Origin of the sequence: Streptomyces sp. NPDC047869 (assembly GCF_040704065.1) — a bacterium.
GTDB lineage: Bacteria > Actinomycetota > Actinomycetes > Streptomycetales > Streptomycetaceae > Streptomyces.
Genome location: NZ_JBEYRK010000015.1, coordinates 32744 through 57411 on the forward strand (window position 1 = coordinate 32744; position 24668 = coordinate 57411).

Below are 24668 nucleotides of genomic sequence, written 5' to 3' on the forward strand. Positions count from 1 at the left end.
CGTCTTCGCGCGCCGCCGTCAGGCGATGTGGTCCTCCTCCATCTCCGCCGTGTGGCGCTGCTGGAAGCGTTCCGCGAGCTCCTTCAGGGTGCTGGGGCTCAGCGTGTTGCCGTACGTCGCCTCGATGTTGTCACCGAGCACGCGGGGCGTGGGGTAGCTGCCGTCGATCGACTGGCGGAAGACCTGGTAGTACGCGTTCTCGTCCGGCTCCGGCGGGCCACCGCCCTCGCCGAGCTCGCGGGTGCGGTTGGGGCCCACCGGGATCGGGAAGCTGCCGGTCTCCTCGGGGGAGGGCTGCTGGAACTGCTCCACCGGCTGCTCGTCGTACCAGCCCTCGTACTCCTCCTCCGGGACGTACTGGGGGTCCGGGACGGGGTTGTACGCGGGGTCGTAGCCGCCGTGGTAGTCCACCTCGCGCGGAGTGTGGAACCAGGGGCTCTCCTCGTCCACGGGGGGCTCGGGGTGCTGCTGCCCGGCAGGTCCCGCCTGCCGCGGGACGGGCGCCGGCACGGCGGCACGGCCGCCCGCCGCCGCGGCGGCGTCGGGAGCGGTCAACTGGGGCTGCGGAGCCGGCGGTATGAGCAGCGGTTCGATGCCCGCCGCCGCCAGGCCCGCCGGGGCCGTCTCCGCGAGCGGGACGCCGTAGCGGGCCAGGCGCAGCGGCATCAGCGACTCGACCGGGGCCTTGCGGCGCCAGGCGCGGCCGAACCGGGAACGCAGCCGGGCCTGGTAGACCAGGCGCTCCTGCTCCAGCTTGATCACCTGGTCGTAGGAGCGCAGCTCCCACAGCTTCATGCGGCGCCAGAGCAGGAACGTGGGCAGCGGGGAGAGCAGCCAGCGGGTGATGCGGACGCCCTCCATGTGCTTGTCCGCCGTGATGTCCGCGATCCGGCCGATGGCGTGCCGGGCCGCCTCGACCGCGACCACGAACAGGATCGGGATCACCGCGTGCATGCCCGTGCCCAGCGGATCCGGCCAGGCGGCGGCGCCGTTGAAGGCGATCGTCGCCGCCGTCAGCAGCCACGCCGTCTGACGCAGCAGCGGGAAGGGGATGCGGATCCAGGTCAGCAGCAGGTCCAGGGCGAGCAGGACGCAGATGCCCGCGTCGATGCCGATCGGGAACACGTAGGAGAAGTTCCCGAAGCCCTTCTTCAAGGCCAGTTCACGGACGGCCGCGTAGGAACCGGCGAAGCCGATGCCGGCGATGATCAGCGCGCCGGACACGACCACGCCGATGAGTATGCGGTGCATCCGAGTCAGCTGCATTGGCGCGGCCACTCGTCATCCCCTCCCATTGCGTGTTCTTGCGCGCAACAGAGTGGCACACGTGTGCGGCGCACGTGACCCGGGTCAGCCCTTCTTCGCGGCCGACTTGGACGGAGAAGCGCCGGACGAGGGCGACTTGGACGCCTGCTTCGAGGGGGACTTCGAGGCGGACGCGGACGGGGACGCGGCCCCGCCCGAGGCCGCGCCGGAACCGGAACCTCCGCCGTTGGCCGTCGAGACGGCCCCGACGGCCTCCTTGACGGCCTTCTGCGCGTCCTTCGCCAGGTCGTCCGCGCTCGGGGTCTTCTCGCCCGCGAGGCCGGCGCCGTTGTAGTCGAGCGTGACGACGACGTTCTCGATCCGGGCGACCACCGTCTGCTGCTTGAAGGTGCCCTCCTTCTTCTTCAGGTCGGAGCGCACCAGCGTCGCCTCGGCACCCGTCCCGGCGACCGGCTCCGTCCTGGTGTTCTTCGCGCCGGAGACGCTCTTGGCGTCCTCGACCTGCTGAGTGAGGTAGGCGTGCGCCTGCTTGTCGCCGGAGCCCCGGCCGGCATCCGACTCGAAGCGCAGCATGGAGACGTTCAGCCAGCGGAACTGCGAGCCCTTGACCCCGTTGTTGTCCAGGCTGTTCCAGGAGCAGGAGGAACGGGACGCGGTGTCGTCGCTGCTGCCTTCCTTGCCCGCCTTGGCGCCCTTCGGCACCAGATCGGTCAGGGTCTTCTTCGACAGCACCGAGCACGGCGCGGGGAGCTTGTGGTACGCGGCGGGCCGCACGCTCGGGGACGCGCTCGCCGTAGGCTTCGCCGAACCACTGCCGGCGGTCGGCGCCGCGCTCTCGCCGCCCTTGTCCGTGGAGCCGTCCGAGTCCGAGGAGCAGGCGGCGGTGATCAGCACCGCGGGAACGGCCGCTGCGCAGACAAGGGCGCGGCGCAGACGCTTGGCTCGCTGGTCATGGGCACGGTCGTTTCGCTGAGCTGCTCGCTGCATGGTTCCTTCACTCGTGACACTCGGTGTTCGTGCGGGTTCCTGCGGGGCCCCACGGTACGCGGTGAAGGAGCTGTGCGGTTTCCCTTCACGCGCTTTGCGGGCGGTGCCGCGCAAGGCCGCCGGGGCCGTCATCCGCCGAGCGCGTCAGCCAGTTGGGAGGCCAGCTTCCGGGCCCTGTCCTGCAGTTCCTTGCTGTCCGGGACCGTTCCCGTCGCCATCGGCTGCTCCTCGTACTCGATGGTGACGACGACGTTGGACGTGCGGAACACCACAGTCACCGTCCGCTGTTCGGCCGTCGAACCGGAGGTGTTGAGCTGGTCGTCCAGATACGCCTCGTCACCGAGATCGGGCAGCACCCGGGGCTGCAGCTCGGCCGGCGGGGCGCCGGCGGCGCCGGAGGAGGAGTCCGCGGCGGACCCGGAGGGGGACTCCGAGGCGGACGGGGAGGCGTCGTCGCCCGTGCTCGCCGTGGGGCCGGGCGTCGTGGGGGTGGCGGAGGCGGGGGCGCTCGGCTCGGGCAGGTCGGCGGCCGTCTGCTGTTCAAGGAACAGCTTCTGCGCCTGGTCGTCGTCGCTCACCGCGTTGTCGTAGGACACCACGCGCTCGAAGTCGACCGCGAGCCGGTCGGTGGCGGCACCGGACGACGCCTTCCAACGGCAGCCCACCTTGCGGTCGGTGTTGTAGGTGAGCGTCGCCTCGCCCTGGTAGGCCTTCTCCCGCTGGTCCTGGTCGGCGATCTGCCCGATGCCCGGCAGCAGGGTGTCGAGGGCGTCGTGGTCGATCGCACCGCAGGGCTCGGGGAGGCTGCGGTACTTGCCGGGCTGGGCGGCGGGCGTGGCCGTACCGGCGTTGCCGGGGTTGGCGTTGTCGGTGGGGCCGTCGTCCCCGGAACCGCTCGTGCAGCCGGCCAGCAGCGCCACGAGGAGGGCGGCGGTGCCGGTCACATACGCCTTCCGCTGCACGGTCGGGCTCCTCTCGAACGGTCTCTGCTCGCTGCGTGGTCCAGGGTCCCCGCTGGTTATTCGCTTGCCGCCGCGGGGCGCTCCCTGGAGACAATGTGTACCGCACGCACTGCCGTGAACGACGGTCCCCTGTCCTTTTTCATAGACCTTGTCGCCGCTTTTGCGTTTTGCTGTTCTTAAGTCTTTTGTTGTTGTTTCCGGGGGAATGAGGAACCCATGTCGTACGTGGAGATGCCGGGCGCGAAGGTGCCGATCCGGATGTGGACCGACCCGGCGACGGTGGAGGACGTGGCCCTGCGCCAGCTCCAGAACGTCGCCACCCTGCCGTGGATCAAGGGCCTGGCCGTGATGCCGGACGTCCACTACGGCAAGGGCGCGACCGTCGGCTCGGTCATCGCGATGCGGGGCGCCGTGTGCCCGGCCGCGGTGGGCGTGGACATCGGCTGCGGCATGTCGGCGGTACGGACCTCCCTGACCGCGAACGACCTGCCGGGCGACCTGTCCCGGCTGCGGTCGAAGATCGAGCAGGCGATTCCGGTGGGGCGGGGGATGCATGACGACCCCGTGGAGCCGGGTGAGTTCCACGGGCTGGCCACGTCGGGCTGGAGCGAGTTCTGGGGGCGGTTCGGAGGGGTCGCGGAGGCGGTGCGGTTCCGTCAGGAGCGAGCGGTCAAGCAGATGGGAACGCTCGGCGGCGGCAACCACTTTGTGGAAGTCTGTACCGACACCGACGGCGCCGTCTGGCTGATGCTGCACTCCGGCTCCCGCAACATCGGCAAGGAACTCGCCGAGCACCACATCGGCGTGGCCCAGCGGCTCCCGCACAACCAGGGCCTGGTCGACCGCGACCTCGCCGTCTTCGTCTCGGACACCCCGCAGATGGCGGCCTACCGCAACGACCTGTTCTGGGCGCAGGAGTACGCGAAGTACAACCGCACGCTGATGATGGCGCTCCTGAAGGACGTGATCCGCAAGGAGTTCAAGAAGGCGAAGCCGGTCTTCGAGCCGGAGATCTCCTGCCACCACAACTACGTGGCGGAGGAGCGGTACGAGGGCATGGACCTGCTGGTCACCCGCAAGGGCGCGATCCGGGCCGGCTCCGGTGAGTACGGGATCATCCCGGGCTCGATGGGCACCGGTTCCTACATCGTGAAGGGCCTCGGCAACGACCGGTCCTTCAACTCCGCCTCGCACGGCGCGGGCCGGCGGATGAGCCGAAACGCGGCCAAGCGCCGGTTCTCCACCAAGGACCTGGAGGACCAGACCCGGGGTGTGGAGTGCCGCAAGGACTCCGGTGTGGTGGACGAGATCCCGGGGGCCTACAAGTCGATCGACCAGGTCATCGACCAGCAGCGGGACCTCGTCGAGGTCGTGGCCAAGCTGAAGCAGGTCGTCTGCGTGAAGGGCTGACGCCCGCTCAGGAACGCGTCCGGGCCAGTGCTCCGCCGCCGGTGGCGACGGCGCCGACCGGGGTGGGGGCGGGGAACGGGGCCGTGTCCTGGTGGCAGGTCGTGCCGGGCGGGGGGAGTGTGCCGTCGATCAGGTAGCGGCTCTCGTACCTGGCGACGCAGGCGCTGGGGTTGGTCAGCGCGGTGTGGCCGTAGCCGTCGAGGGTGAGCAGCCGGGCGTCGGCCAGTTCCCCGGCCATGGCGCGTGCGCCCGCGTAGGGGGTGGCGGGGTCGTAGCGGGTGCCGACCAGCAGCAGCGGGTTGGCCGTCGGGCGGTTCCAGGGGCCGCTGTAGCGGTCGGCCGCGACGGCCGGCCAGGCGACGCAGCCCGCGGCGGCCCAGGCCCAGGCGCGTCCGGCGTCGCCCGCCCGGGCCGCCGCCCGCTCCTCCAGGGCGTGGTAGGTGCCGGGCTCGCGCGGGTTGGGGCTCTCGCCGCAGAGCACCGCGGCGGCCTGCTCGTCGCCCAGGTACGGATCCGGGTGCGGGACCGGCGGCGCGGCCGGGCGCTGTGCCTGCTCCGGGGCCCGGCCCTGCCAGAGGTGCTGCAGGGTGCCGGCGGCATCGGCCCAGCCGGGATCGACGACGTAGAGGTCGCTCACCACCTGCGCGGCGGTGCGGCCGTAGGTCCAGTCGCCCACGGGGTGCGTCCGCAGCCGCCGCATCAGCGCGTCGAACTTCTCCCGGGTGGCCCGCGCGCCGCCCGCGGAGAAGGCGCAGCGGGCGGTGGTGGTGCTCCCGCACAGGGTGAGGAACCGCTCCAGCACCTCGGCCGCGCTGCGGTCCGAACCCAGCCGCAGGAACGTCGTTTCCGGGGCGTCGCCGAGGGCGCCGTCCGCGTACGCCCGCGCGTCCACGTTGCTGTCGAGGGCCATGGCGCGGATCTTGCCGGGGAAGAGGTTGGCGTAGGTGGAGCCCAGGAACGTGCCGTAGGAGATGCCGAGGTAGGTCAGCCGCGGCTCGCCCACCGCCTGGCGGAGCAGGTCGAGGTCCCGGGCGGAGTCCGCAGTGGACACATGGCGCAGCAGTTCGGGTTCGCGCCGCTCGCAGCGCCGGGCCAGGTCGCGGTACGCGGCGATCGTGTCCGCCCGCTCCTTCGCGCCCACCGGGACGCCGGCCGGTTTGCCCTCCGTCCACGCGGTGGCCTCCTGCCGGGTGGCGAAGCAGTCGACGGCGGTGCTGCTGCCCACGCCGCGCGGGTCCCAGCTCACGATGTCGAACCGCTCCCGCACCTCGCGCGGGAAGAACTTGTAGATCTGCGGCATCTGAACGGTGCCGGGGCCGCCGGGCCCGCCGGGGTTGAAGAAGAGGGTGCCGACGCGTCGTCCGGGGCCGGTGGCCCGGTGCCGTACGACGGCCAGTTCGACGGTGCGGCCGCCGGGGTCGTCGTAGTCGAGCGGCACCGTCGCGTTCGCGCAGTCGAACCGGCCGCCGGGGACGCAGGGTTGCCAGTCCAGGCGTGGGACGGGCGTGGTGGGTGCCGGCGGTCCGCCCGCCGCCACGCGGTCCGTTCCGGTCAGGACCGTCGAACAGGCCACCATCACCGCGACGACCGCGGTCCAGCACCTGCGTCCCGGTATGACCCCGGCCATGTCCATGCCGTCTCCCTTCACGGCCGGGCGTCCCGTGCCGCTCATGCGACGGACTCCGGACGCCGGCGGCCGTCCGGCACCACGACATCGCGGGGCACGGCTGTGGGCCAGCCGGCCGCGTCCGAATGGCGGAACCGGTGCGGGGAGGGAGGCGGGCGCGGGCTACTTCGCGTGGCGCACGGCGTAGATCATGACGAACGCCACGAAGTGGATGCCGAAGAGGAAGTAGGCGAGGAAGTACCAGACCTGGCGTTCGTTCCTCGTCTCCTCGGCCAGCCGGCGCTTCTCGAGCGAGTCCTCGTCGGGCATCACGACTCCCTGTGGACCTTGGTGTTGGACGCCTGGGCGCGCGGGCGCAGCACGAGGAGGTCGACGTTGACGTGGCTGGGGCGGGTGACCGCCCAGGTGATGGTCTCCGCCACGTCGTCGGCGGTGAGGGGTTCGGCCACGCCCTCGTAGACCTTCGCCGCCCGGTCGGTGTCGCCGCCGAAGCGGGTCAGGGCGAACTCCTCGGTCTTCACCATGCCGGGCGCGATCTCCACGACGCGGACCGGCTTGCCGACGATCTCCAGGCGCAGCGTCTCGGCGAGGACGTGGGCGCCGTGCTTGGCGGCGACGTAGCCCGCGCCGCCCTCGTACGTGCCGTGGCCGGCGGTGGAGGACACCACGACCACCACTCCGTCGCCGCTCGCCTCCAGCCGGGGCAGCAGTGCCTGGGTGATGTTGAGGGTGCCGATGACGTTCGTCTCGTACATGGTGCGCCAGTCGGCCGGGTCGCCGCTGGCCACCGGGTCGGCGCCGAGGGCACCGCCGGCGTTGTTGACCAGGACGCCGATCGTCCGGAAGGCCGACGCGAACTCGTCGACGGCCGCGCGGTCGGTGACGTCGAGCTGGTAGGCGGCAGCCGAGTGTCCGGCCGTGTTCAGCTCCTCGGCCAGTGCCTCGATGCGGTCCTTGCGGCGGGCGGTGAGGACGACGCGGTAGCCGGCCCGGGCGAGCTGCCGGGCCGTGGCGGCGCCGATACCGCTGCTCGCACCGGTGACGACGGCGATGCGGGAGGCGGCGGACGGGGCTGCGGTGGCCATGGGCTGCTCCTGGGACTGCGTCGGGTCGGTTCCGTCCAGCGTAAGTGAGCCCTCAGGCGCCGTTCCGGGGCGCCCACATGATGACCGCCATCCCGGCCAGGCAGATCAGCGCGCCGGCGATGTCCCAGCGGTCGGGGCGGTAGCCGTCGGCGACCACGCCCCACAGGATCGAGCCGGCCACGAAGATCCCGCCGTAGGCGGCGAGGACGCGGCCGAAGTGGGCGTCCGGCTGGAAGGTGGCGACGAACCCGTAGGCGCCGAGGGCGAGGACCCCGCCGGTGATCCAGAGCCAGCCGCGGTGTTCGCGCACCCCCTGCCAGACCAGCCAGGCGCCGCCGATCTCGAAGAGTGCGGCGACGACGAAGAGGGCGGCGGAGCGGAGGACCGGCATGACGGCAGCTTCGCACGCGGGTGTGGTGTCACCTGTTGGAGGGCGCCTGCCGGACCGTTTCCGTGGCATACATCCGTACGGCGGACACGGACGGTGAGCGCGAGGTGGGTCGGCATGCGGATGAGGTCGTGGGTGCTGGGTGCGTGCGGTGCCCTGGTGGTGGCCGGAAGCGGGGCCGGGCCGGCCGGGGCGATGCCGGAGCCCGAGGCCGATCTGGCGCTGCACGGGAGCGCCGTCATGACCGGGGACCGGGTGGAGGTCTCCCTCGCCCCGCGCAACGACGGGCCGGCCGCGACGCCGGACGCGAGTGTGCTGCTGCGCTGGTCGGTGCCGCTGGCCGAGGTTCAGCGGCTGCCGCAGGGGTGCGCCCGCACGGACGAGCGGTCGGTGGTGTGCGGGATCGGCGCGCTGGCGGCGGACGCGACGGGGGAGCGGCTCACGGTGGCGGTGCGGCTGAAGGGGCACCCGGCCGAGGTGACGCTGGAGGTGGACACCGCCTGGCTCGGCGGCGCCGTCGACCGGGACCGGACGAACGACCGGCTGAAGGTGCTGGTCCTCGGCACCGGGGACGCATACGCCTTCTGACACCGGGAAGGCGTGCGCCTTCTGACCCCGGGGTCGCGTGCGCCTTCTGACCCCGGGGTCGCGTGCGCCTTCCGGCACCTGGAGGCGTTCGTCCTCCGGGCGTCCGGGTCCGTGGTCGTACGATCACTGCACCACGCGGACGAAGGGGAGTGCGGCATGGCCGGGAAGGGGACCGGGCGGTCCGGGCTGCTGGCGGAGCTGTCCGTGGTGTCCCGGCGGTACATGGCCTCCTACGCCCTGTTCAACCAGGCCGTGGCCGACCGGATCGGGCTGCACCCCACCGATCTGCAGTGCCTGAATCTGCTCACGCTGGAGGAGGCGCCGGTCACCACGGGCCGGGTCGCGGAGCTGACGGGGCTGACCACCGGGTCGGCGACCCGGCTGGTGGACCGCTTGGAGCGGGCGGGGTACGTGGTGCGGCGGCGGGACGAGGTGGACCGGCGGCGGGTGCTGGTGGTGACGGTGCCGGAGCGGATCGCGGAGTTCGGGCGGCTGTGGGACTCGCTGGCCGGTGACTGGTTCTCCCTCTTCGACGAGCTGGACGACACCGAGCTGGCGGTGATCGTGCGGCACATGGAGCGCACGGTGGACTTCGGCCGGGAGCAGGTCGCCCGGCTGCGCGAGGGGCGTGGCTGAGCCGGGCGGGCGGCGGCGGAGGCCGGGGGAATAGCGGCGGGCCGGGGACCGTTCCAGGGCTATAGTTGAACAGTCAACAACCTGGAGGCCGGCCATGCAGTTCGGGATCTTCACCGTCGGCGACGTCACGCAGGACCCCACCACGGGGCGGACGCCGACCGAGCGCGAGCGGATCAAGGCCATGGTGGCCATCGCGCTCAAGGCCGAGGAGGTCGGGCTCGACGTCTTCGCCACCGGCGAGCACCACAACCCGCCGTTCGTCCCCTCGTCCCCGACGACGATGCTCGGCCACATAGCCGCGAAGACCGAGCGGCTCGTCCTCTCCACCTCCACCACCCTGATCACCACCAACGACCCGGTGAAGATCGCGGAGGACTTCGCGATGCTGCAGCACCTGGCCGACGGGCGCGTGGACCTGATGATGGGGCGCGGCAACACCGGGCCGGTGTACCCGTGGTTCGGGAAGGACATCCGGCAGGGCATCGACCTCGCCATCGAGAACTACGCCCTGCTGCACCGGCTGTGGCGCGAGGACGTCGTCGACTGGGAGGGCAGGTTCCGCACCCCGCTGCAGGGGTTCACCTCCACGCCGCGGCCCCTGGACGGCGTGCCGCCGTTCGTCTGGCACGGCTCGATCCGCTCGCCGGAGATCGCCGAGCAGGCCGCGTACTACGGCGACGGCTTCTTCCACAACAACATCTTCTGGCCCGCGGACCACACCAAGCGGATGGTCGAGCTGTACCGCAAGCGGTACGCCCACTACGGGCACGGCACCCCCGAGCAGGCGATCGTCGGACTCGGCGGCCAGGTGTTCATGCGCCGCAACTCGCAGGACGCGGTACGGGAGTTCCGGCCGTACTTCGACAACGCGCCGGTGTACGGGCACGGTCCGTCGCTGGAGGACTTCACCGAGCAGACCCCGCTGACGGTGGGCTCGCCGCAGCAGGTGATCGAGAAGACGCTGTCCTTCCGCGAGTACGCCGGCGACTATCAGCGCCAGCTCTTCCTGATGGACCACGCGGGGCTGCCGCTGAAGACGGTCCTGGAGCAGCTCGACATGCTGGGCGAGGAGGTCGTGCCGGTGCTGCGCGAGGAGTTCGCGAAGGGGCGCCCGGCGGACGTGCCGGAGGCGCCGACCCATCAGACCCAGCTCGCCGCGAAGGAGGCGGCCACGGTATGAGCGACCGCCTGAAGCTCGTCGTCGTCTCGGCGGGACTGGCCGTCCCCTCGTCCACCCGGCTGCTGGCCGACCGGCTGGCGGCCGCGGTGGACCGGCGCGGGCCGGTGGACGTGCGGGTCGTCGAGGTGCGGGACCTCGCGGTCGAGATCGCGCACAACTTCACCAACGGGTTCGCCGGGAAGGCCCTGGCCGCCGCGCAGGACGCGGTGGCGGGAGCGGACGGGCTGATCGTCGTCACGCCGGTGTTCAGTGCCTCGTACAGCGGACTGTTCAAGTCCTTCTTCGACGTGCTGGACAAGGACGCGCTGACCGGCAAGCCGGTGCTGATCGCCGCCACCGGGGGCACCGGCCGGCACTCCCTGGTGCTGGAACACGCGCTGCGGCCGCTGTTCGCCTACCTGCGGGCCGTGGTGGTGCCCACCGGCGTCTACGCGGCCTCGGAGGACTGGGGGGCCGAGGGGCTGGCCGAGCGGATCGAGCGGGCCGCGGGCGAGCTGGCCGGCCTCATGGCGGGGCTGTCCGCGGCCGGGGCGGACCCCGTGGACGGGCCGCCGGTCGTGCCGTTCGAGGAGCAGCTCGCGCGGCTCGGCGCCGTCGGCGCCTGACGCGGCCCGCCGCTGTGACGGTGAGAGCGCGGTAAAAAGGGTGATCGTCGGCCCGCCCGGCCCGGCCGAACCGCCGGAGGCCTTGGCAGACTGGGGACGTGCCCCAGACTGTGCTGCTCGCCGAAGACGACCGTGCCATCCGTCATGCCCTCGAGCGTGCCCTGACGCTCGAGGGCTACGAGGTGACGGCCGTCGCCGACGGGGTCGAGGCGCTGGCCCAGGCGCACCGGACCCCGCCGGACGTCCTGGTGCTGGACGTGATGATGCCGGGCATCGACGGGCTCCAGGTCTGCCGGGTGCTGCGGGCCGAGGGCGACAGCACCCCGATCCTCATGCTCACCGCCCTGGTGGAGACCGCCGACCGGATCGCCGGCCTGGACGCCGGCGCCGACGACTACGTGGTCAAGCCGTTCGACGTGGAGGAGGTCTTCGCCCGGCTGCGGGCGCTGCTGCGCCGCACCAGCCCGGTGCCGGCGGGTGGGGCCGGCGCGACGCCCGCCGCCGACGGCGGCCGGGAGGCGCAGGCCTCCGACCGGCAGGTGGGCGCCGCGAACATCCGGATGGACCTGCAGGCCCGCCGTGCCTGGCGGGGCGGCCGCGAGCTGGAGCTGACCCGCACCGAGTTCGAGCTGCTGGAGCTGCTGGTCCGCAACGCCGGGATCGTGCTCGACCACTCCACCATCTACGACCGGATCTGGGGCTACGACTTCGGCCCCGGCTCCAAGAACCTGGCCGTCTACGTCGGCTATCTGCGCCGCAAGCTGGACGAGCCCGGCGCCCCGCAGCTGATCCACACCGTGCGGGGCGTGGGTTACGTGCTGCGGGAGGACTAGTGGGCCGCGGCAGGCGGCCCGGGGCCGGGCCCCGGCCCAGGCTGGTCTCCCTGCGCACCACCTTCGCGGTGTCCTTCGCGGCCGTCACCGCCGCCGTGACCATCCTCGTCGGCATCCTGTCCTACAGCTCCGCCGCACGCCTGGTCCGGGTCGACCAGCAGTCCGTGTTCACACAGGTCGTGTCCGACGTGCGGGACGAGGTGCGGCAGCACGAGATGGTCCCGGAGGACTTCTCCTCCTCCCGGCCCGGCCACGATCTGGTCCGGCCGGCCCGGACCGATGTGCAGGTACTGGGCGCGCGGGGGGAGATCGTCGACCACGGCAGCCCGGTGCTGCCGGTCACCGCCCGGGACCGGGCCGTGTCCGGGGCGCGCACGGCCGGCCGGGTGGTGGAGCACAAGGACGTCCGGGTCGGCGAGGACCTGTTCCGCATCGCCACCGTCTCGCTCGGCGACGGCAAGGGCGCGGTGCAGGTCGCCCAGGAGTTCAGTGACACCGAGGACCTGCTGCGGGCGCTCCAGCAGCGCACGCTGATCCTGATGTCGGCGGTCGTGGTCGCCGCGGGCCTGTTCGGCTGGTGGCTGGCCCGCCGGATCACCCGGCGCCTGGTCGTCCTCACCTCCGCCGCCGAGGACGTGGCCCGCACCCGCCGGCTGGGCATCGAGGTGCCCGTCGCCGGGCTGGACGAGGTGGGCCGGCTCGGCCGCGCCTTCGACCGCATGCTGGGCCGCCTCGCCCAGTCCGAGGAGGACCAGCGGCGGCTGGTCCAGGACGCGGGGCACGAGCTGCGGACGCCGCTCACCTCACTGCGTACGAACATCTCGCTGCTGCGCAGGATCGACGAACTGCCGCCCGACAGCCGGGAGGAACTCGTCGCCGACCTCAGCCAGGAGGCCCGGGAACTGACCGACCTGGTCAACGAGCTGGTCGACCTCGCGGCCGGGCAGTCCGACAGCGAGCCGCCGCAGCAGGTGGACCTGGCCGACATCGCCGAGGACGTGCTGGGGCTGGCCAAGCGCCGTACCGGCCGGGAGATCGTGCTGCGCGCCAGCGGTGACACGCGTACCGACGGGCGGCCCGGGATGCTCCAGCGGGCGCTGTCCAACCTGGTCGAGAACGCGGCCAAGTTCGACCGGGGCGGCCAGGAGCCGATCGAGATCGCCGTCACCGGTCCGGCGCGCCCGGGAACGGTCCGGGTCGAGGTGCTCGACCGGGGGCCCGGTATCGCCGAGGGCGACCTCATCCGTATCTTCGACCGCTTCTACCGGGCCGCCGACGCGCGGTCCCTGCCGGGCTCGGGCCTGGGCCTGTCCATCGTCCGCGAGGTCGCCATGGCCCACGGTGGGGCGCCGTTCGCCTACCGGCGGGAGGGCGGCGGGGCGGTCATCGGGTTCACGGTCGGGGGCGGGATCGTGGGGGACGCGGGTGCGTGAGGGCGCTCCCCGGCGGCGCCGCCCCGCGGTACGGCCCCGGCGGCGTACGGGTCGCGCACAGCGCTCGCGCGTGCGTGTCCCCGCGTGAAACGGGCGAGGAAGCACGGCAGTTGGTTCCGGGGTGGTGAGTGCGGCCGCCGGACGGCTCCCGCGGGCGTGCGATACGTTGCCCGTCATGCCTGAACTCAGCTCCGCGGCCTGGCCACCCGCTCCGATCAGGACCGAGCGGCTCGTGCTCCGCGAGCCCGAGGCGCGGGACCGGGCGGCGGTTATCGAGCTCTTCACCTCGCCGGAGGTGGGCGTCTACATCGGTGGCCCGCGACCGCGTGACGAGGTCGAGCGCCAGTTGCCCGAGACGCCCGAGAGGCGCCCCGGCCGTTTCGTGGTCGAGCTCGACGGAGCGCTGATCGGCACCATCGAGCTCAACCGACCTGACGCGGAGCACCGGAGTCGTGTCCGCCCGGATGCCGGGGAGGTGGAACTCGGCTACCTGTTCCTGCCGCGGGCATGGGGCCGCGGCTACGCCGCCGAGGCGTGCGCGGCGGTGCTCGGCTGGTTCGCCGCCGCGCTTCCCGGCGAGCCGGTGGTGCTCTGCACCCAGACCGCCAACGACCGCTCGATGCGCCTCGCGGTGAAGCTGGGGTTCACCGAGGTGCGGCGGTTCGAGGAGTGGGGCGCCGAGCAGTGGATGGGCGTGTGGTGGCCGGGTGACGGGCCCGGCGCTACGACCGGCCCCTCAGCACCGGCAGGGTGAGGAAGCCCTCCGCGCGGGCGCTGGCCAGGCCGATGCGGGGGATGTCGCTGCTCTTGGCGAACAGCAGGAAGCGGGGTTCCCACAGCGGGCGGTACTTGGCGTTGGCGCGGTAGAGGGACTCGATCTGCCACCAGCGCGAGAAGAAGGTGAGGACCGAGCGCCACAGGCGCAGCACCGGGCCGGCGCCGAGGCGGGAGCCGCGTTCGAAGACCGAGCGGAACATGGCGAAGTTCAGGGACACCCGCTGGATGTCCGACTCCTCGGCGCGCAGCAGGAGTTCCACCACCATGAACTCCATCAGGCCGTTCTCGCAGGCGCGGTCCCGGCGCATCAGGTCCAGCGACAGGCCGTGCTCGCCCCAGGGGACGAAGCTGAGCAGGGCCCGGGGGACACCGTCCGCGTCACGGCACTCCAGCATCACGCAGCGGCCGTCGCCGGGGTCGCCGAGGCGGCCCAGGGCCATGGAGAAGCCGCGCTCGGTGGCGCCGTCGCGCCAGTGGTCGGCGCGGTCGACGAGGAGGGCCATCTCGTCGTCGGGGATGTCCTCGTGACGGCGGACGCGGACGGTGTAACCGGCCCGGCGGACCCGTTTGTGGGCCTGGCGGACCGCCCGCATGGCGCGGCCCTCCAGGGTGAAGTCGGCCAGCTCGACGATCGCCTCGTCACCCAGTTCGAGGGCGTCCATGCCGTGCCGGGAGTAGACGGTGCCGGCGTCCTCGCTCGCGCCCATGACGGCCGGGGTCCAGGCGTGACGGCGGGCCTCGGCGAGCCAGGCGTCGATAGCGCCGGGCCAGGCCTCGGGGTCGCCGATGGGGTCGCCGGAGGCCAGACTGACCCCGCCGACGACGCGGTAGGTGACGGCCGCCTTGCCGCTCGGCGAGAAGATGGCGGCCTTGTCCCGGCGCAGCGCGAAGTAGCCGAGGGAGTCGCGCTCGCCGTGCCTGCCGAGCAGCTCGCGCAGCCGCCGCTCGTCCTCCGCGCCGAGCAGGCACGCGCCGCGCGGGGCGCGGAAGCAGGCGTAGAGGACGAGGAGGAAGGTCGCGGCCATCAGCAGGTTGACGGTCATGTCCGCCCAGCGGGGCGCGTCCACGGTGTCGACGCGGTCGGCGAGCGGGCCGACGCTGATGCCGCGCAGCAGGGTGTAGGAGATCTCGTCCTTGAGGGTGGCGCCGGGGATCCGGTTGGTCTCCCGCACCAGCAGCGTGCCCAGGGTGGCGCTGACCAGGGCGCCGCCGGTGCCGACGGCGAGGGCGAGGCGCGGGTTGGAGCGGTCGCCGATGGCGTCGAACTCGCGCCGGCCGAGCAGCAGGGCGGCCACGAACAGGCCGGTGAGGGCGGCGGAGAGCCAGTTGAAGACGTGTTCGCGGTACGGGGCGCGGGTGAGCGCGAGGACGTAGAGGCCGAAGAGCGGGCCGGCGAGTAGGAGGTTGAAGACCCAGGCGGCTCGTTTGCGGCGGCGCATCACCACGGCGAGGAAGAGGGCGAGGAACGCCGAGACCAGGCCGGCGGTGGCCAGGTAGGGCGTGAAGAAGGAGCCGACGTTGTGCTCGTGCACCTCCTCGCGGAAGGGCAGGGAGAGCACCGCGAGGATGTTGAGCGCGGCCTGCAGCCGCAGATACCAGACGGTGGACGCCGCCGCCCGCTCGCTCAGCCGACCGTCACGGGCCGGCAAGGCGGGGGCACTGGGACGGGGGGCGCGCTGGGCGGGAGCCGGTGGGGAGGCCGGGCTCGGCTGTCGTGCGGGCATGGTGACGGGCACCTTGGGGGAGGGGACGGGGCGACGCCGACCCTACAGTTCGTAGGGTAACGCGCGTGCAAAGGTGCGCACATCCGGTGCACAGGTTCTCATCCGGAGTCGTCCGCGCCGCGCCGGGCCGCCGCCAGCGTCCAGGCGAGGTTGCCCACCGCGGCCCCGGCCGCCACCGCGGCGACGATCACCCCGCCGGTGGCGAGGCCGTCGCTGAACAGGTGCGGACGCCGGTCGAGGCTGTGCAGGCCGAAACCGCACAGCTCGTAGACGCCGACGGCGGCGACGACGAGGCTGACGACCAGCACGGTCAGCGTCGGGGCGAGTCCGCGTACGGCGAGCGGCGCGGCCGGGGCCGGCTCCGTGTGTGTGTCCCGCATGGTGTCCCCCGATGAGCGGATGTGTGGCCGTTGGTGTTCGGGCATCCACGATATGGCCGGGGGCGCGGCCGCTGTCGCACCGCGCATGTCGGCTATGTCACCGGCTTCGTGCTGACCGCCGCCGGCCTGCCCACCGTCTACGTCAGCGGCGACAACGCCTCACTGGAGCCGGTCCAGGCGATCGCCGACCGGTACGCCCCCGTCGACACCGCGGTGCTGTTCGCCGGCGCCCCCCGGCTGCCCGTCCTCGGCGACGCCCTCCTCGTCCCCGACGGCGCCGGAACCGCGACCGCGGCCCGCCTCCTCGGCGCCCGGCGGGTGTCCCGGCCCACTGCGACAGCTGGGTCCACTTCACCGAGGGCCGCGAGGAGGTCGTCGCCGCGTTCGAGCGGGCGGGCCTGGCGGACCGCCTGGGACTGGACTGAGCCCGGCCGCTCGTGCGGGCCCGACGTCAGTACCGCAGCGCCGCGTTGACCACGGCGTGCACCTCGCCGGTCAGCTTGCGGTGGCTCCGGGCGGTGGCGTCGCCGGTGGAGCCGGCCGCCACGTCCTTGACCGTCACCACGGTCACGTCCAGCAGATCGCCGTTCTTGTCGGTGAAGTTGACCTGGACGGCGAAGGACTTGGCCGCGGACGCCGTGTTCTTGGCGCTCACCTTGACGGTGGCCTTGCCGTCGCTTCCGACGGCCGGGGTGCCGAGCGTGACGTCGCCCTTGGCCTGCACCCCGTTCTTGACGCCGTTGAGCTTCTGCCGGGCCTCCGCCGAGGCCGAGGCCAGCGCGTCGCCCCCCTTCGAGGCGAGGGAGGAGGCGGCGGAGGAGGCCGCCGAGGCCGCCTTGCTGGCGGCGTCCGAGGCGTTCCCGGAGTTGTCGTCGGAGCAGCCCGCCGCCGCGACCGCGACGATCCCGGCGAGGATCGCGCCCGCCGCTCCCCGTGTCCATCTGCCAGCCATGGTCCGCCTCCAGAGAGTCCCCGAAACGGGCTTTCCTCCCAGTGAAGGGGCCGTCACCGCGAACTGCATCCCGAACGGGAACCGCGAGGACCCCGGGCCCCGGCGGCTCCGGGAGTGCGGGGCCCGCGGCCGGGTGCTGCAATGGCTGGAGGGAGGGGGCGCCACCGGGCACGGTCCCGTGAGCGCGACATTCCCGGCCGATACGGGAGGAACGGTGTCGTGACGCCGCCGGACCCGTCCACCGCCCGCGCCGCCGGCACCCAGCCGGAAGAGGCCGACCGGCTGCGCGAGTTGCTGCGCTCCCGCCCCTACCAGCACGCGCTCCTGCTGTCGGCGCTCATCGGCGTCCCGGTCTCGCTGGCCGCCTTCTTCTTCCTCGCCGGGCTCCACGAACTCGAACACCTGCTGTGGGCCGCACTGCCGGCCGAGTTCGGCTGGAGCGTCCCCCCGTGGTGGTGGCCGCTGCCGCTGCTCACGGTCGCCGGTCTCGCCGTGGGCCTCGTCGTCACGCGTCTGCCGGGCGCCGGCGGACACATCCCCGCCGGGGGCCTGCACACGGCGGGGATGGCCCCGGCCGCCCTGCCCGGGGTGATCCTCGCGGCGCTGGCGAGCCTGCCGCTCGGCGCCACCCTCGGCCCCGAGGCCCCGCTGATCGCGCTCGGCGGCTGCCTGGCGCTGTACTTCAGGAACCTCGCCCGGACCGCGGACACACCGCAGGGCACGGCACTCCTCGGCGCGGCCGGCGCCGCCGCCGCCCTGTCCACGATCTTCGGCAACCCGCTGGTCGCCGCCGTCATCCTGATCGAGGTGGCCGGGGTGGGCGGCCCGCAGCTCTTCGCGGTCATGCTGCCGGCGCTGCTGTCCAGCGGGATCGGGTCGCTGGTGTTCACCGGCTTCGGCCACTGGACCGGCCTCGCCACCGGCACCCTCTCGGTGAAGGTGGGCGTCCCCTTTCCCCGGCTCGACGCCGGGGACGTGCTCTGGTCGGTGCTGATGGCCGTCGCCGTCGCCGCCGCCGTCCACCTGACACTGTCCGCCGGACGCCGGGCCGCGGTCTTCGTCGCGGGCCGGCCGGTCGTCCACACCGCACTGTGCGCCCTCGCCGCCGGAGCGTGTGCCGCGGTGTACGCGCTGGCCGTCGACCAGTCACCGGCCGACGTGGCCTCCTCCGGCCAGGCCACCCTGGCCCGGCTGGCCGCCGACCCGCACGCCTGGGGCGTCGGCGCCCTGGTCGCCGTACTGCTGTGCAAGGGCACGGCCTACGCGCTGTGCCTCGGCAGCCTGCGCGGCGGACCCATCTTCCCGTCACTGTTCCTCGGCGCCGCCCTGGGCGTGCTGCTCGCCCCGCTGCCCGGCCTCGGCGTCGTACCCGGGATGGCGGCGGGCATGGCGGCCGCGTCGGCGGCCGCGCTGCGGCTGCCGGTCAGCAGCGTGCTCCTGGTCGTCCTGGTGCTCGGCAGCGCCGCGATGATCCCCGTGGTGATCCTCGCCGCCGTGGTCGCCTTCGTGACGGCCGAGCTGCTGCCGCCCGGCCGCCCCGTGCCGCCGGTCGGCAGGCCGGCCGGCCCACCGGACGCCCGGCCCGCCGCCACCTGGGACGACGACGCCGAGCGCGCTGCCGGGCCGCCGAAGAGGAGTTCGCGATGACGTCGCACGAGCACCCCGCCCCCGCGCCCCGGGCGGTACCGGGCACGCTGACCGAAGCGGCCTTCCGGGGCCTGTACCGCCGGCTGCGGGAGCGGGCCCGGGAGGCGGCGCTGCGGGGGCAGGGCGCACTGGACCGGCTCACCCCCGAGCGGGTGGTGGCGGCCGCCGCCGGGGTGCGGTCCGGGCGTACCGTGTCGCTGGCCGCGCCCGTCGAGACCGCGACCGCCGCGGACAGCCCGGAGCCCGCGACCCACCGGATGACCGCGCCGGACCGGCAGGAGCGGGACGAACCCGGGCTGCACTTCGCCCGCGACCGGTTCGCCATGAACGTGCACGGTGACGTCGACAGCCACCTCGACGCGCTGTGCCACGTGATCTTCGACGGAGAGCTGTACGGCGGTGTCCCGGCGAGCACCGTCACCCCGGACGGCGCCGGAGCGCTCACCCTCGACCTGGCGCGCGACGGCCTGGTAGGCCGCGGTGTCCTGCTGGACATCCCCCGCCTGCGCGGCGTGCCGTGGCTCGAACCGGGCGAGCGGGTGACCGCCGAGGACCTCGCCGCGGCCGAGACCGCCCAGGCGGCACGGGCCGGGCCGGGCGACCTGCTGCTGGTCCGGGTGGGCCACCGGCTGCGCCGCCGCCGTCTCGGCCCCTGGGACGTGACCCGGGCCAGGGCCGGCCTGCACCCGGACGCCATGAACTTCGTGGCCGAGCGGCAGGTGTCCGTCCTGGGCTCGGACGGCAACAGCGACGCGGCACCCGGCGCGGTGACCGGGGTCCTCTTCCCCGTGCACGTCCTCGCCGTCAACGCCATGGGACTGCATCTGCTCGACTATCTCGACCTCGAGGAACTGGCCACGGCGTGCGAGGAGACCGGCCGCCCGCACTTCCTGTGCGTGGTCGCCCCGCTCCGGCTCCCCGCGGCGACCGGCTCACCGGTGAACCCGATCGCCGTGCTCTGACCGGCCGCCCGGTGCGTGTCCGCTCCGGGTGCCTCGCCACCGTATGGCGCGTACGTTCGAAGAGGTGAAGCCCGCAACGGCCGCGGACCGAACGGACAAGGACGGTGGTTGCCGTGGACACCCACAACTCCTACGACGTCATCGTCATCGGCACCGGTGCCGGCGGCGGCACGATCGCCCACCGTCTCGCCCCCTCCGGCAAACGCGTGCTCATCCTCGAACGCGGTGGCTACCTGCGGCGCGAGCGCGACAACTGGGACTCCACGGCCGTGTTCGTCAAGGCCAAGTACCGGGCCCCGGAGTTCTGGCTCGACCGGCACGGCGACGAGTTCCCGCCCGAGGTGAACTACTACGTCGGCGGCAACACCAAGTTCTACGGCGCCGCCCTCTTCCGGCTGCGCCCCCAGGACTTCGGCGCACTGCGCCACCACGACGGCCTCTCGCCCGCCTGGCCCCTCGGCTACGACGACCTGGAGCCGTACTACACCCAGGCCGAGCACCTCTACCTGGTGCACGGCCGGCACGGCGAGGACCCCTTCGAAGGGCCGAGCAGCGCCCAGTACGCCCATCCGCCGGTCGAACACGAGCCGCGCATCGAGCAGTTGAGCCACGACCTGGAGAAGCAGGGACTGCACCCCTTCCACCTGCCGATCGGGGTCGACCTCACCCAGGACGAGTACGGCCGCGCCACGCACGGCAGCGCCTGCATCCGCTGCGACCGGGTGGACGGCTTCCCCTGCCTGGTGCGCGGCAAGTCCGACGCCCAGGTGATCTGCGTGGAGCCGGCTCTCACCCACCCCAACGTCGAGATGGTGACCAACGCCCGGGTGACCAGGCTGGAGACGGACCCCACCGGACGCAGCGTCACCACCGTCGTCGCCGCGCTGCCCGGCGGCGAGCAGGCCCGGTTCTCGGCCGACCTGGTGGTCGTGGCCTGCGGGGCCGTCAACTCCGCCGCCCTGCTGCTCGCCTCGGCGAACGACCGGCATCCGCGCGGCCTGGCGAACAGCTCGGACGTGGTCGGCCGGTACTACATGCGCCACAACAACCTGGCGCTGATGGCCATCTCCAAGGAACCCAACGACACCCGGTTCCAGAAGACCCTCGCGCTGCACGACTGGTACCTGGGCGCGGACGACTTCGAGTTCCCGCTGGGCGGGATCCAGATGCTCGGCAAGTCCGACGCCGAGCAGATCCACGGCCAGGCCCCGCGCTGGGCCGGGGCGGTGTCGCCGGACATGCCCTTCGAGGTGCTGGCCCATCACGCCGTCGACTTCTGGCTGTGCGGCGAGGACCTGCCGCAGCCGGACAACCGGGTCACCCTGGAGAGCGACGGCCAGATCCGGCTCACGCTCGACGAGTCCAACAACGTCGCCGGCCTGAAGCACCTGCGGCACAAGCTGCAGCACATGCTGGGCCGGCTCGGCATGCACGAGCACAAGCTGCTGTCCCGCAGCATCTACCTGCACAAGGGCATGCCGATCGGGGCCACCGCCCACCAGGCCGGCACGGTGCGCTTCGGCACCGACCCGGCGTCCTCGGCGCTGGACCTGAACTGCAGGGCCCACGACCTGGACAACCTGTACGTCGTCGACACGAGCTTCTTCCCGAGCATCGGCGCGGTCAACCCGTCCCTGACGGCCATGGCGAACGCCCTCCGGGTGGGCGACCACCTGCTGGAGCGGCTGGGCTGACCCACCGCCCGGGCGGGCGTCCGACCGGGCTAAGAACCTCAGCCGCGCAGCGCAACGCGGTCCGCCCCGGCATGCCGGTCGTGCGCCCCGGTGCTTGGCTGACGGAGAACCTCCGGGCCCACGGCCCGGCCGCGGTCAGGGCACGCAGGCAAGGAGCAGGGCATCGTGAGTTCCACCGAGGGCGCACCGCGGGGCGTGATCCCCGCACATCTGCTGAAGGGTCAGAAGGCGCTGGTCACCGGCGCGAACTCCGGGATCGGCAGGGCGACGGCCGTCGCCATGGGCCGGGCCGGGGCCGACGTCGTGGTGAACTACGTGGCCGGCCGCGAGGAGGCCGAGCAGGTGGTCGAGGAGATCACCGCCTTCGGGGTCAAGGCCGCCGCCTACGAGGCGGATGTCTCCAAGGAGGACCAGGTCGTCGCCATGGTGGACCGGATGGTCCAGGAGTTCGGCACGATCGACATCCTGGTCGCCAACGCGGGACTGCAACGGGACGCCACCCTCACCGACATGACCCTCGCCCAGTGGCAGAAGGTCCTCGACGTCAACCTCACCGGGCAGTTCCTCTGCGCCCGCGAGGCGACCAGGGAGTTCCTGCGCCGCGGAGTGGTCCCCGAGGTCTCCCGGGCGGCCGGGAAGATCATCTGCATGAGTTCGGTGCACCAGCTCATCCCGTGGTCCGGGCACGTGAACTACGCCTCCTCCAAGGGCGGCGTGCAGATGATGATGGCGACCCTCGCGCAGGAACTCGCCCCGAAGAAGATCCGGGTGAACGCGGTCGCCCCCGGGGCCATCAAGACCCCCATCAACCGCGGCGCCTGGGAGACCCCCGAGGCGGAACGGGACCTCCTGCGGCTGATCCCCTACGGCCGGGTCGGCGACCCCGAGGACATCGCCAACGCCGTCGTGGGCCTCTCCTCCGACCTCATGGACTACGTCGTCGGGACCACGCTGTACGTCGACGGCGGCATGACCCTGTTCCCCGGCTTCGCCACCGGCGGCTGACCCGACCCGCCCGCGTCGGCTCCCGGAAAGGCGCCCATGCACACGGTCCTGTCCCTGGCGGACGTGCCCCCGCAGACCCTCCCGGCCCGCTCGATGATGGCCTTCACCCTGGCCTCCCACATCATCCTGGTGCCGCTGGGCGTCGCACTCCCGCTGATCACGCTCATCATGCACGGCTACGGGCTGCGCCGGAACGACGCGACCGCGCTGCTGCTGGCCCGGCGCTGGTCGGCCGTCATGGCGGTGCAGTTCGCCATCGGGGTCGTCACCGGCACCGTGCTGTCCTTCGAGTTCGGGCTGCTCTGGCCGGGCATGCTGGGCCGGTGGGGCGATGTCTTCGGCATCGGGTTCGGCGTGGAGGCCTGGGCCTTCTTCCTGGAGGCCGTGCTCATCGCGGTCTACCTGTACGGCTGGCGCAGGCTGCCCTCCCGCACCCACTTCCTGCTCGGTCTGCCGCTGCCCTTCGCCGCCCTGCTCGGCGCCTTCGGCATCTTGGCCGCGAACTCCTGGATGAACACCCCGCGCGGCTTCACCCTCGACGCAGCCGGCAACCCCGTGGACGTGAGCATCTGGAAGGCGATCTTCACGCCCATGTTCGGCCCGCAGTACTGGCACTTCGTCGTCGCGATGTTCGTGACGGCCGGCTACGTCGTGGCCGGTGTCTACGCGACCGGATGGCTCCGCGGCCGCCGGGACCGCTACCACCGGCTCGGCTTCACCGTCCCCTTCACGCTCGCCGCGGTCTTCACGCCGGTGCAGTTCGTGCTCGGCGACTCCATCGCCCGGCAGGTCTTCCACAAGCAGCCGGTGAAGTTCGCCGCCATGGAGATCGTCTGGAACACCGACACGCATCAGCCGGAGTACCTCTACGGCCGGCTGCACCCCGACGGGAGCATCTCCGGCGGTATCAGGATCCCCCAGCTCGACTCGATCCTCGCCGGCTTCCGGCCGGACACGAAGGTCACCGGCCTCACGTCGGTGCCGGCCAGTGACCGGCCGACGGCCCGCGAGGCCACCATCGCCCACTTCGCCTTCGACACCATGGTGTTCATCGGGTCGCTGCTGATCCTGCTCGCCCTCTGGTACGCCGTCGTGTGGCTGCGCCGCCGCCGGCTGCCGGCCTCCCCGTGGTTCTACCGCGTCGCCGCGTGCGCGGGCGTGGCCTCCGTGGCCGCGGTCGAGTGCGGCTGGATCACCACCGAGGTGGGTCGCCAGCCATGGATCGTGTACCAGAACATGCGCGTCGCCGAGGCGGTGACGTCGACCCGCGCCGGCGGCCTGTGGCTCATGTTCGCCCTGGTGATCGTGGTGTACGTGTTCGTCTTCGGATCGTTCCTGGCGGTCCTGCTGAAGATGCGCTCCCGCTGGCGCGGGGCGGACGCCACGGGCGGGCCGGCGCCGGAGACACCGGAGACCGACACACCGTACGGGCCGCGTTCCGCCGGGAGGTTCCTGTGATCGCCGGGGTCATGGCCGTCGTCCTGCTGCTCGCCGTGGCGGCCTACGCCTGCGGCGGCGGCACCGACTACGGCGCCGGCTTCTGGGACCTGACGGCGGGCGGGGCCGAGCGCGGTGAGCGCCCGCGCCGGCTGATCGACCACGCGATGGCCCCCGTCTGGGAGGTCAACAACGTCTGGCTGATCTTCGTGCTGGTCATCATGTGGACGGGGTTCCCCGTCCTCTTCCAGCAGGTGTTCGTCACGATGTGGCTGCCGCTGGCGCTGGCCGCCGTCGGCACCGTGCTGCGCGGGGCCGGCTTCGCCCTGCGCAAGCCGGTCCGCAGGCTGGCCGGGCGGCGCCTGTACGGGGCCATGTTCGCCGTCGCCTCGCTCCTGACGCCGTTCTTCCTGGGCGCCGCCGTCGGGGGAGTCGCCTCGGGCCGGGTGACCTCGACGACGACCGCGTCGACGGACGCCTGGGCCAACCCCACCTCACTGCTGTTCGGGCTGCTCGCCATCGCGGCCACGGCGTCGCTCGGCGCCGTCTTCCTCGCCGCGGACGCCCGGCGCTTCGCCGCGCCGGACCTGGACGCCTACTTCCGGCGGCGGGCACTGGGCGCCCTGGCCGCCCTCGCGGTGCTCGCCGTGATCACCCTGGTCGTCACCCACGGGGACGCCCCGCACGTGTGGCACGGGCTCACGCACGGCGTCGGCCTGTTCTTCGTCGTCGTCGCGGCCGTGGGCACCGCGGCCACCGGATGGCTGCTGACGCGTCCGTCCGGGGCCTGGTCGCGGGTGACGGCGGTCGGCACGGTCGCCTCGGCCATCCTCGCCTGGGGCATGGCGCAGCGCCCCTATCTCGTACCGACCTCGCTGACCGTCGCCGAGGGCGCGGGCGCGCACACCACACTGCGCTGGCTGGGCCTCGTCACCCTCGTCGCCCTCGTGCTCGTCGTCCCCGCGGTCGCCCTGCTGTACTGGCTGGACACCCACGGCGAGCTGGAGGGTCTCACCGACGCGGACCTGCGCGCCTCCGGCACCGGTACCGGCACCGGTGGCGAGGGCTGACCCGGTGGCCGGCCCGCACC

The 24668-nt window shown here is 72.9% G+C and carries 24 protein-coding genes and 1 pseudogene; 15 read left to right on the top strand and 10 right to left on the bottom strand.

Features of this window, described 5'->3' with window-relative positions; all coding sequences use genetic code 11:
- Positions 1-18: 18 nt before the first annotated feature.
- From AB0924_RS20430 to AB0924_RS20440, 3 genes are all read right to left on the bottom strand, one after another.
- Positions 19-1251 carry a DUF2637 domain-containing protein gene (locus AB0924_RS20430; protein ID WP_358928504.1) on the bottom strand — a complete coding sequence of 411 codons (1233 nt, stop codon included), beginning with the start codon at positions 1249-1251 and terminating at the stop codon, positions 19-21.
- A gap of 99 nt (positions 1252-1350) precedes the next feature.
- The gene (locus tag AB0924_RS20435) at positions 1351-2253 is read right to left on the bottom strand and encodes a DUF3558 family protein (RefSeq protein WP_366912101.1); all 903 of its coding nucleotides are present in this window, start codon (positions 2251-2253) and stop codon (positions 1351-1353) included.
- A 128-nt stretch (positions 2254-2381) separates the two neighbouring features.
- Positions 2382-3215: a DUF3558 domain-containing protein gene (locus AB0924_RS20440; protein ID WP_366912102.1), complete on the bottom strand. Its 834-nt coding sequence runs from the start codon at positions 3213-3215 to the stop codon at positions 2382-2384.
- Positions 3216-3431: 216 nt separating this feature from the next.
- On the opposite strand from AB0924_RS20440, the gene AB0924_RS20445 reads away from it, so the two are divergent.
- Positions 3432-4625: an RtcB family protein gene (locus tag AB0924_RS20445; RefSeq protein ID WP_366912103.1), complete on the top strand. Its 1194-nt coding sequence runs from the start codon at positions 3432-3434 to the stop codon at positions 4623-4625.
- Between the two features lie 7 nt (positions 4626-4632).
- Here AB0924_RS20445 and AB0924_RS20450 read toward each other — a convergent pair whose 3' ends face one another.
- The 4 genes from AB0924_RS20450 to AB0924_RS20465 all read right to left on the bottom strand — a co-directional run bounded on the left by AB0924_RS20450 (position 4633) and on the right by AB0924_RS20465 (position 7728).
- Positions 4633-6297, bottom strand: a complete 1665-nt coding sequence (locus tag AB0924_RS20450; RefSeq protein ID WP_366912104.1) for an alpha/beta fold hydrolase — start codon at positions 6295-6297, stop codon at positions 4633-4635.
- A 117-nt stretch (positions 6298-6414) separates the two neighbouring features.
- A complete protein-coding gene (locus tag AB0924_RS20455) occupies positions 6415-6561 on the bottom strand; it encodes a hypothetical protein (RefSeq protein ID WP_358928494.1) in 147 nt (48 codons plus the stop codon).
- Positions 6561-7337: an SDR family NAD(P)-dependent oxidoreductase gene (locus tag AB0924_RS20460; RefSeq protein ID WP_358928491.1), complete on the bottom strand. Its 777-nt coding sequence runs from the start codon at positions 7335-7337 to the stop codon at positions 6561-6563. Before AB0924_RS20460 ends, AB0924_RS20455 begins: the two co-directional genes overlap by 1 nt.
- A gap of 52 nt (positions 7338-7389) precedes the next feature.
- Positions 7390-7728 carry a YnfA family protein gene (locus AB0924_RS20465; RefSeq protein ID WP_358928489.1) on the bottom strand — a complete coding sequence of 113 codons (339 nt, stop codon included), beginning with the start codon at positions 7726-7728 and terminating at the stop codon, positions 7390-7392.
- 114 nt (positions 7729-7842) lie between these two features.
- Here AB0924_RS20465 and AB0924_RS20470 point away from each other — a divergent pair, with 114 nt between their 5' ends.
- The 7 genes from AB0924_RS20470 (at position 7843) to AB0924_RS20500 (ending at position 13754) form a co-directional block, all read left to right on the top strand.
- Entirely contained in the window at positions 7843-8313 is a 471-nt protein-coding gene (locus AB0924_RS20470; RefSeq protein ID WP_358928487.1) for a hypothetical protein, read from the top strand.
- A 156-nt stretch (positions 8314-8469) separates the two neighbouring features.
- Positions 8470-8949, top strand: a complete 480-nt coding sequence (locus tag AB0924_RS20475; protein ID WP_358928485.1) for a MarR family winged helix-turn-helix transcriptional regulator — start codon at positions 8470-8472, stop codon at positions 8947-8949.
- A gap of 94 nt (positions 8950-9043) precedes the next feature.
- The gene (locus tag AB0924_RS20480; RefSeq protein WP_366912106.1) at positions 9044-10129 is read left to right on the top strand and encodes an LLM class flavin-dependent oxidoreductase; all 1086 of its coding nucleotides are present in this window, start codon (positions 9044-9046) and stop codon (positions 10127-10129) included.
- Positions 10126-10734, top strand: a complete 609-nt coding sequence (locus tag AB0924_RS20485; RefSeq protein ID WP_366912107.1) for a CE1759 family FMN reductase — start codon at positions 10126-10128, stop codon at positions 10732-10734. Before AB0924_RS20480 ends, AB0924_RS20485 begins: the two co-directional genes overlap by 4 nt.
- Positions 10735-10832: 98 nt before the next feature.
- Positions 10833-11567 carry a response regulator transcription factor gene (locus tag AB0924_RS20490; RefSeq protein WP_358928479.1) on the top strand — a complete coding sequence of 245 codons (735 nt, stop codon included), beginning with the start codon at positions 10833-10835 and terminating at the stop codon, positions 11565-11567.
- On the top strand, positions 11567-13000 hold the full coding sequence (locus tag AB0924_RS20495; protein ID WP_358928477.1) for a HAMP domain-containing sensor histidine kinase: 1434 nt from the start codon (positions 11567-11569) through the stop codon (positions 12998-13000). The genes AB0924_RS20490 and AB0924_RS20495 overlap by 1 nt, the downstream gene beginning before the upstream one ends.
- A 175-nt stretch (positions 13001-13175) precedes the next feature.
- Complete coding sequence (locus tag AB0924_RS20500) at positions 13176-13754, top strand: GNAT family N-acetyltransferase (protein ID WP_366912108.1); 579 nt, start codon at positions 13176-13178, stop codon at positions 13752-13754.
- Here the strand turns inward: AB0924_RS20500 and AB0924_RS20505 are convergent.
- Positions 13723-15501 (bottom strand): phosphatidylglycerol lysyltransferase domain-containing protein, encoded by a 1779-nt coding sequence (locus AB0924_RS20505; RefSeq protein WP_358928473.1) that lies wholly within the window; start codon positions 15499-15501, stop codon positions 13723-13725. The genes AB0924_RS20500 and AB0924_RS20505 overlap by 32 nt on opposite strands.
- 98 nt (positions 15502-15599) lie before the next feature.
- Complete coding sequence (locus AB0924_RS20510; protein ID WP_358928471.1) at positions 15600-15881, bottom strand: hypothetical protein; 282 nt, start codon at positions 15879-15881, stop codon at positions 15600-15602.
- A 90-nt stretch (positions 15882-15971) separates the two neighbouring features.
- Between AB0924_RS20510 and AB0924_RS20515 the strand changes: the two are divergent.
- A pseudogene (locus AB0924_RS20515) lies at positions 15972-16306 on the top strand (MBL fold metallo-hydrolase); the annotation flags it as partial.
- 26 nt (positions 16307-16332) lie between these two features.
- Here AB0924_RS20515 and AB0924_RS20520 read toward each other — a convergent pair.
- Entirely contained in the window at positions 16333-16833 is a 501-nt protein-coding gene (locus AB0924_RS20520) for a hypothetical protein (protein ID WP_358928469.1), read from the bottom strand.
- Between the two features lie 219 nt (positions 16834-17052).
- On the opposite strand from AB0924_RS20520, the gene AB0924_RS20525 reads away from it, so the two are divergent.
- The 6 genes from AB0924_RS20525 (at position 17053) to AB0924_RS20550 (ending at position 24648) form a co-directional block, all read left to right on the top strand.
- Positions 17053-18480: a chloride channel protein gene (locus tag AB0924_RS20525; RefSeq protein ID WP_366912109.1), complete on the top strand. Its 1428-nt coding sequence runs from the start codon at positions 17053-17055 to the stop codon at positions 18478-18480.
- Positions 18477-19442 (top strand): cyclase family protein, encoded by a 966-nt coding sequence (locus tag AB0924_RS20530; protein WP_358928465.1) that lies wholly within the window; start codon positions 18477-18479, stop codon positions 19440-19442. The genes AB0924_RS20525 and AB0924_RS20530 overlap by 4 nt, the downstream gene beginning before the upstream one ends.
- Before the next feature lie 113 nt (positions 19443-19555).
- A complete protein-coding gene (locus tag AB0924_RS20535; RefSeq protein ID WP_366912110.1) occupies positions 19556-21136 on the top strand; it encodes a GMC family oxidoreductase in 1581 nt (526 codons plus the stop codon).
- Positions 21137-21301: 165 nt separating this feature from the next.
- Complete coding sequence (locus AB0924_RS20540; RefSeq protein ID WP_358928461.1) at positions 21302-22141, top strand: SDR family oxidoreductase; 840 nt, start codon at positions 21302-21304, stop codon at positions 22139-22141.
- Between the two features lie 36 nt (positions 22142-22177).
- A complete protein-coding gene (locus AB0924_RS20545; protein ID WP_358928459.1) occupies positions 22178-23599 on the top strand; it encodes a cytochrome ubiquinol oxidase subunit I in 1422 nt (473 codons plus the stop codon).
- Complete coding sequence (locus AB0924_RS20550; RefSeq protein WP_358928457.1) at positions 23596-24648, top strand: cytochrome d ubiquinol oxidase subunit II; 1053 nt, start codon at positions 23596-23598, stop codon at positions 24646-24648. The genes AB0924_RS20545 and AB0924_RS20550 overlap by 4 nt, the downstream gene beginning before the upstream one ends.
- The last annotated feature ends 20 nt before the right edge of the window (positions 24649-24668 follow it).

Bases quoted from the DNA above. Each gene is read 5' to 3' on its own strand.
- AB0924_RS20430 (WP_358928504.1), bottom strand. From the start codon at position 1,251: ATGCACCGCATACTCATCGGCGTGGTCGTGTCCGGCGCGCTGATCATC.
- AB0924_RS20435 (WP_366912101.1), bottom strand. From the start codon at position 2,253: ATGCAGCGAGCAGCTCAGCGAAACGACCGTGCCCATGACCAGCGAGCC.
- AB0924_RS20445 (WP_366912103.1), top strand. From the start codon at position 3,432: ATGTCGTACGTGGAGATGCCGGGCGCGAAGGTGCCGATCCGGATGTGG.
- AB0924_RS20450 (WP_366912104.1), bottom strand. From the start codon at position 6,297: ATGAGCGGCACGGGACGCCCGGCCGTGAAGGGAGACGGCATGGACATG.
- AB0924_RS20455 (WP_358928494.1), bottom strand. From the start codon at position 6,561: ATGCCCGACGAGGACTCGCTCGAGAAGCGCCGGCTGGCCGAGGAGACG.
- AB0924_RS20460 (WP_358928491.1), bottom strand. From the start codon at position 7,337: ATGGCCACCGCAGCCCCGTCCGCCGCCTCCCGCATCGCCGTCGTCACC.
- AB0924_RS20465 (WP_358928489.1), bottom strand. From the start codon at position 7,728: ATGCCGGTCCTCCGCTCCGCCGCCCTCTTCGTCGTCGCCGCACTCTTC.
- AB0924_RS20470 (WP_358928487.1), top strand. From the start codon at position 7,843: ATGCGGATGAGGTCGTGGGTGCTGGGTGCGTGCGGTGCCCTGGTGGTG.
- AB0924_RS20475 (WP_358928485.1), top strand. From the start codon at position 8,470: ATGGCCGGGAAGGGGACCGGGCGGTCCGGGCTGCTGGCGGAGCTGTCC.
- AB0924_RS20480 (WP_366912106.1), top strand. From the start codon at position 9,044: ATGCAGTTCGGGATCTTCACCGTCGGCGACGTCACGCAGGACCCCACC.
- AB0924_RS20485 (WP_366912107.1), top strand. From the start codon at position 10,126: ATGAGCGACCGCCTGAAGCTCGTCGTCGTCTCGGCGGGACTGGCCGTC.
- AB0924_RS20500 (WP_366912108.1), top strand. From the start codon at position 13,176: ATGCCTGAACTCAGCTCCGCGGCCTGGCCACCCGCTCCGATCAGGACC.
- AB0924_RS20505 (WP_358928473.1), bottom strand. From the start codon at position 15,501: ATGCCCGCACGACAGCCGAGCCCGGCCTCCCCACCGGCTCCCGCCCAG.
- AB0924_RS20510 (WP_358928471.1), bottom strand. From the start codon at position 15,881: ATGCGGGACACACACACGGAGCCGGCCCCGGCCGCGCCGCTCGCCGTA.
- AB0924_RS20520 (WP_358928469.1), bottom strand. From the start codon at position 16,833: ATGGCTGGCAGATGGACACGGGGAGCGGCGGGCGCGATCCTCGCCGGG.
- AB0924_RS20530 (WP_358928465.1), top strand. From the start codon at position 18,477: ATGACGTCGCACGAGCACCCCGCCCCCGCGCCCCGGGCGGTACCGGGC.
- AB0924_RS20545 (WP_358928459.1), top strand. From the start codon at position 22,178: ATGCACACGGTCCTGTCCCTGGCGGACGTGCCCCCGCAGACCCTCCCG.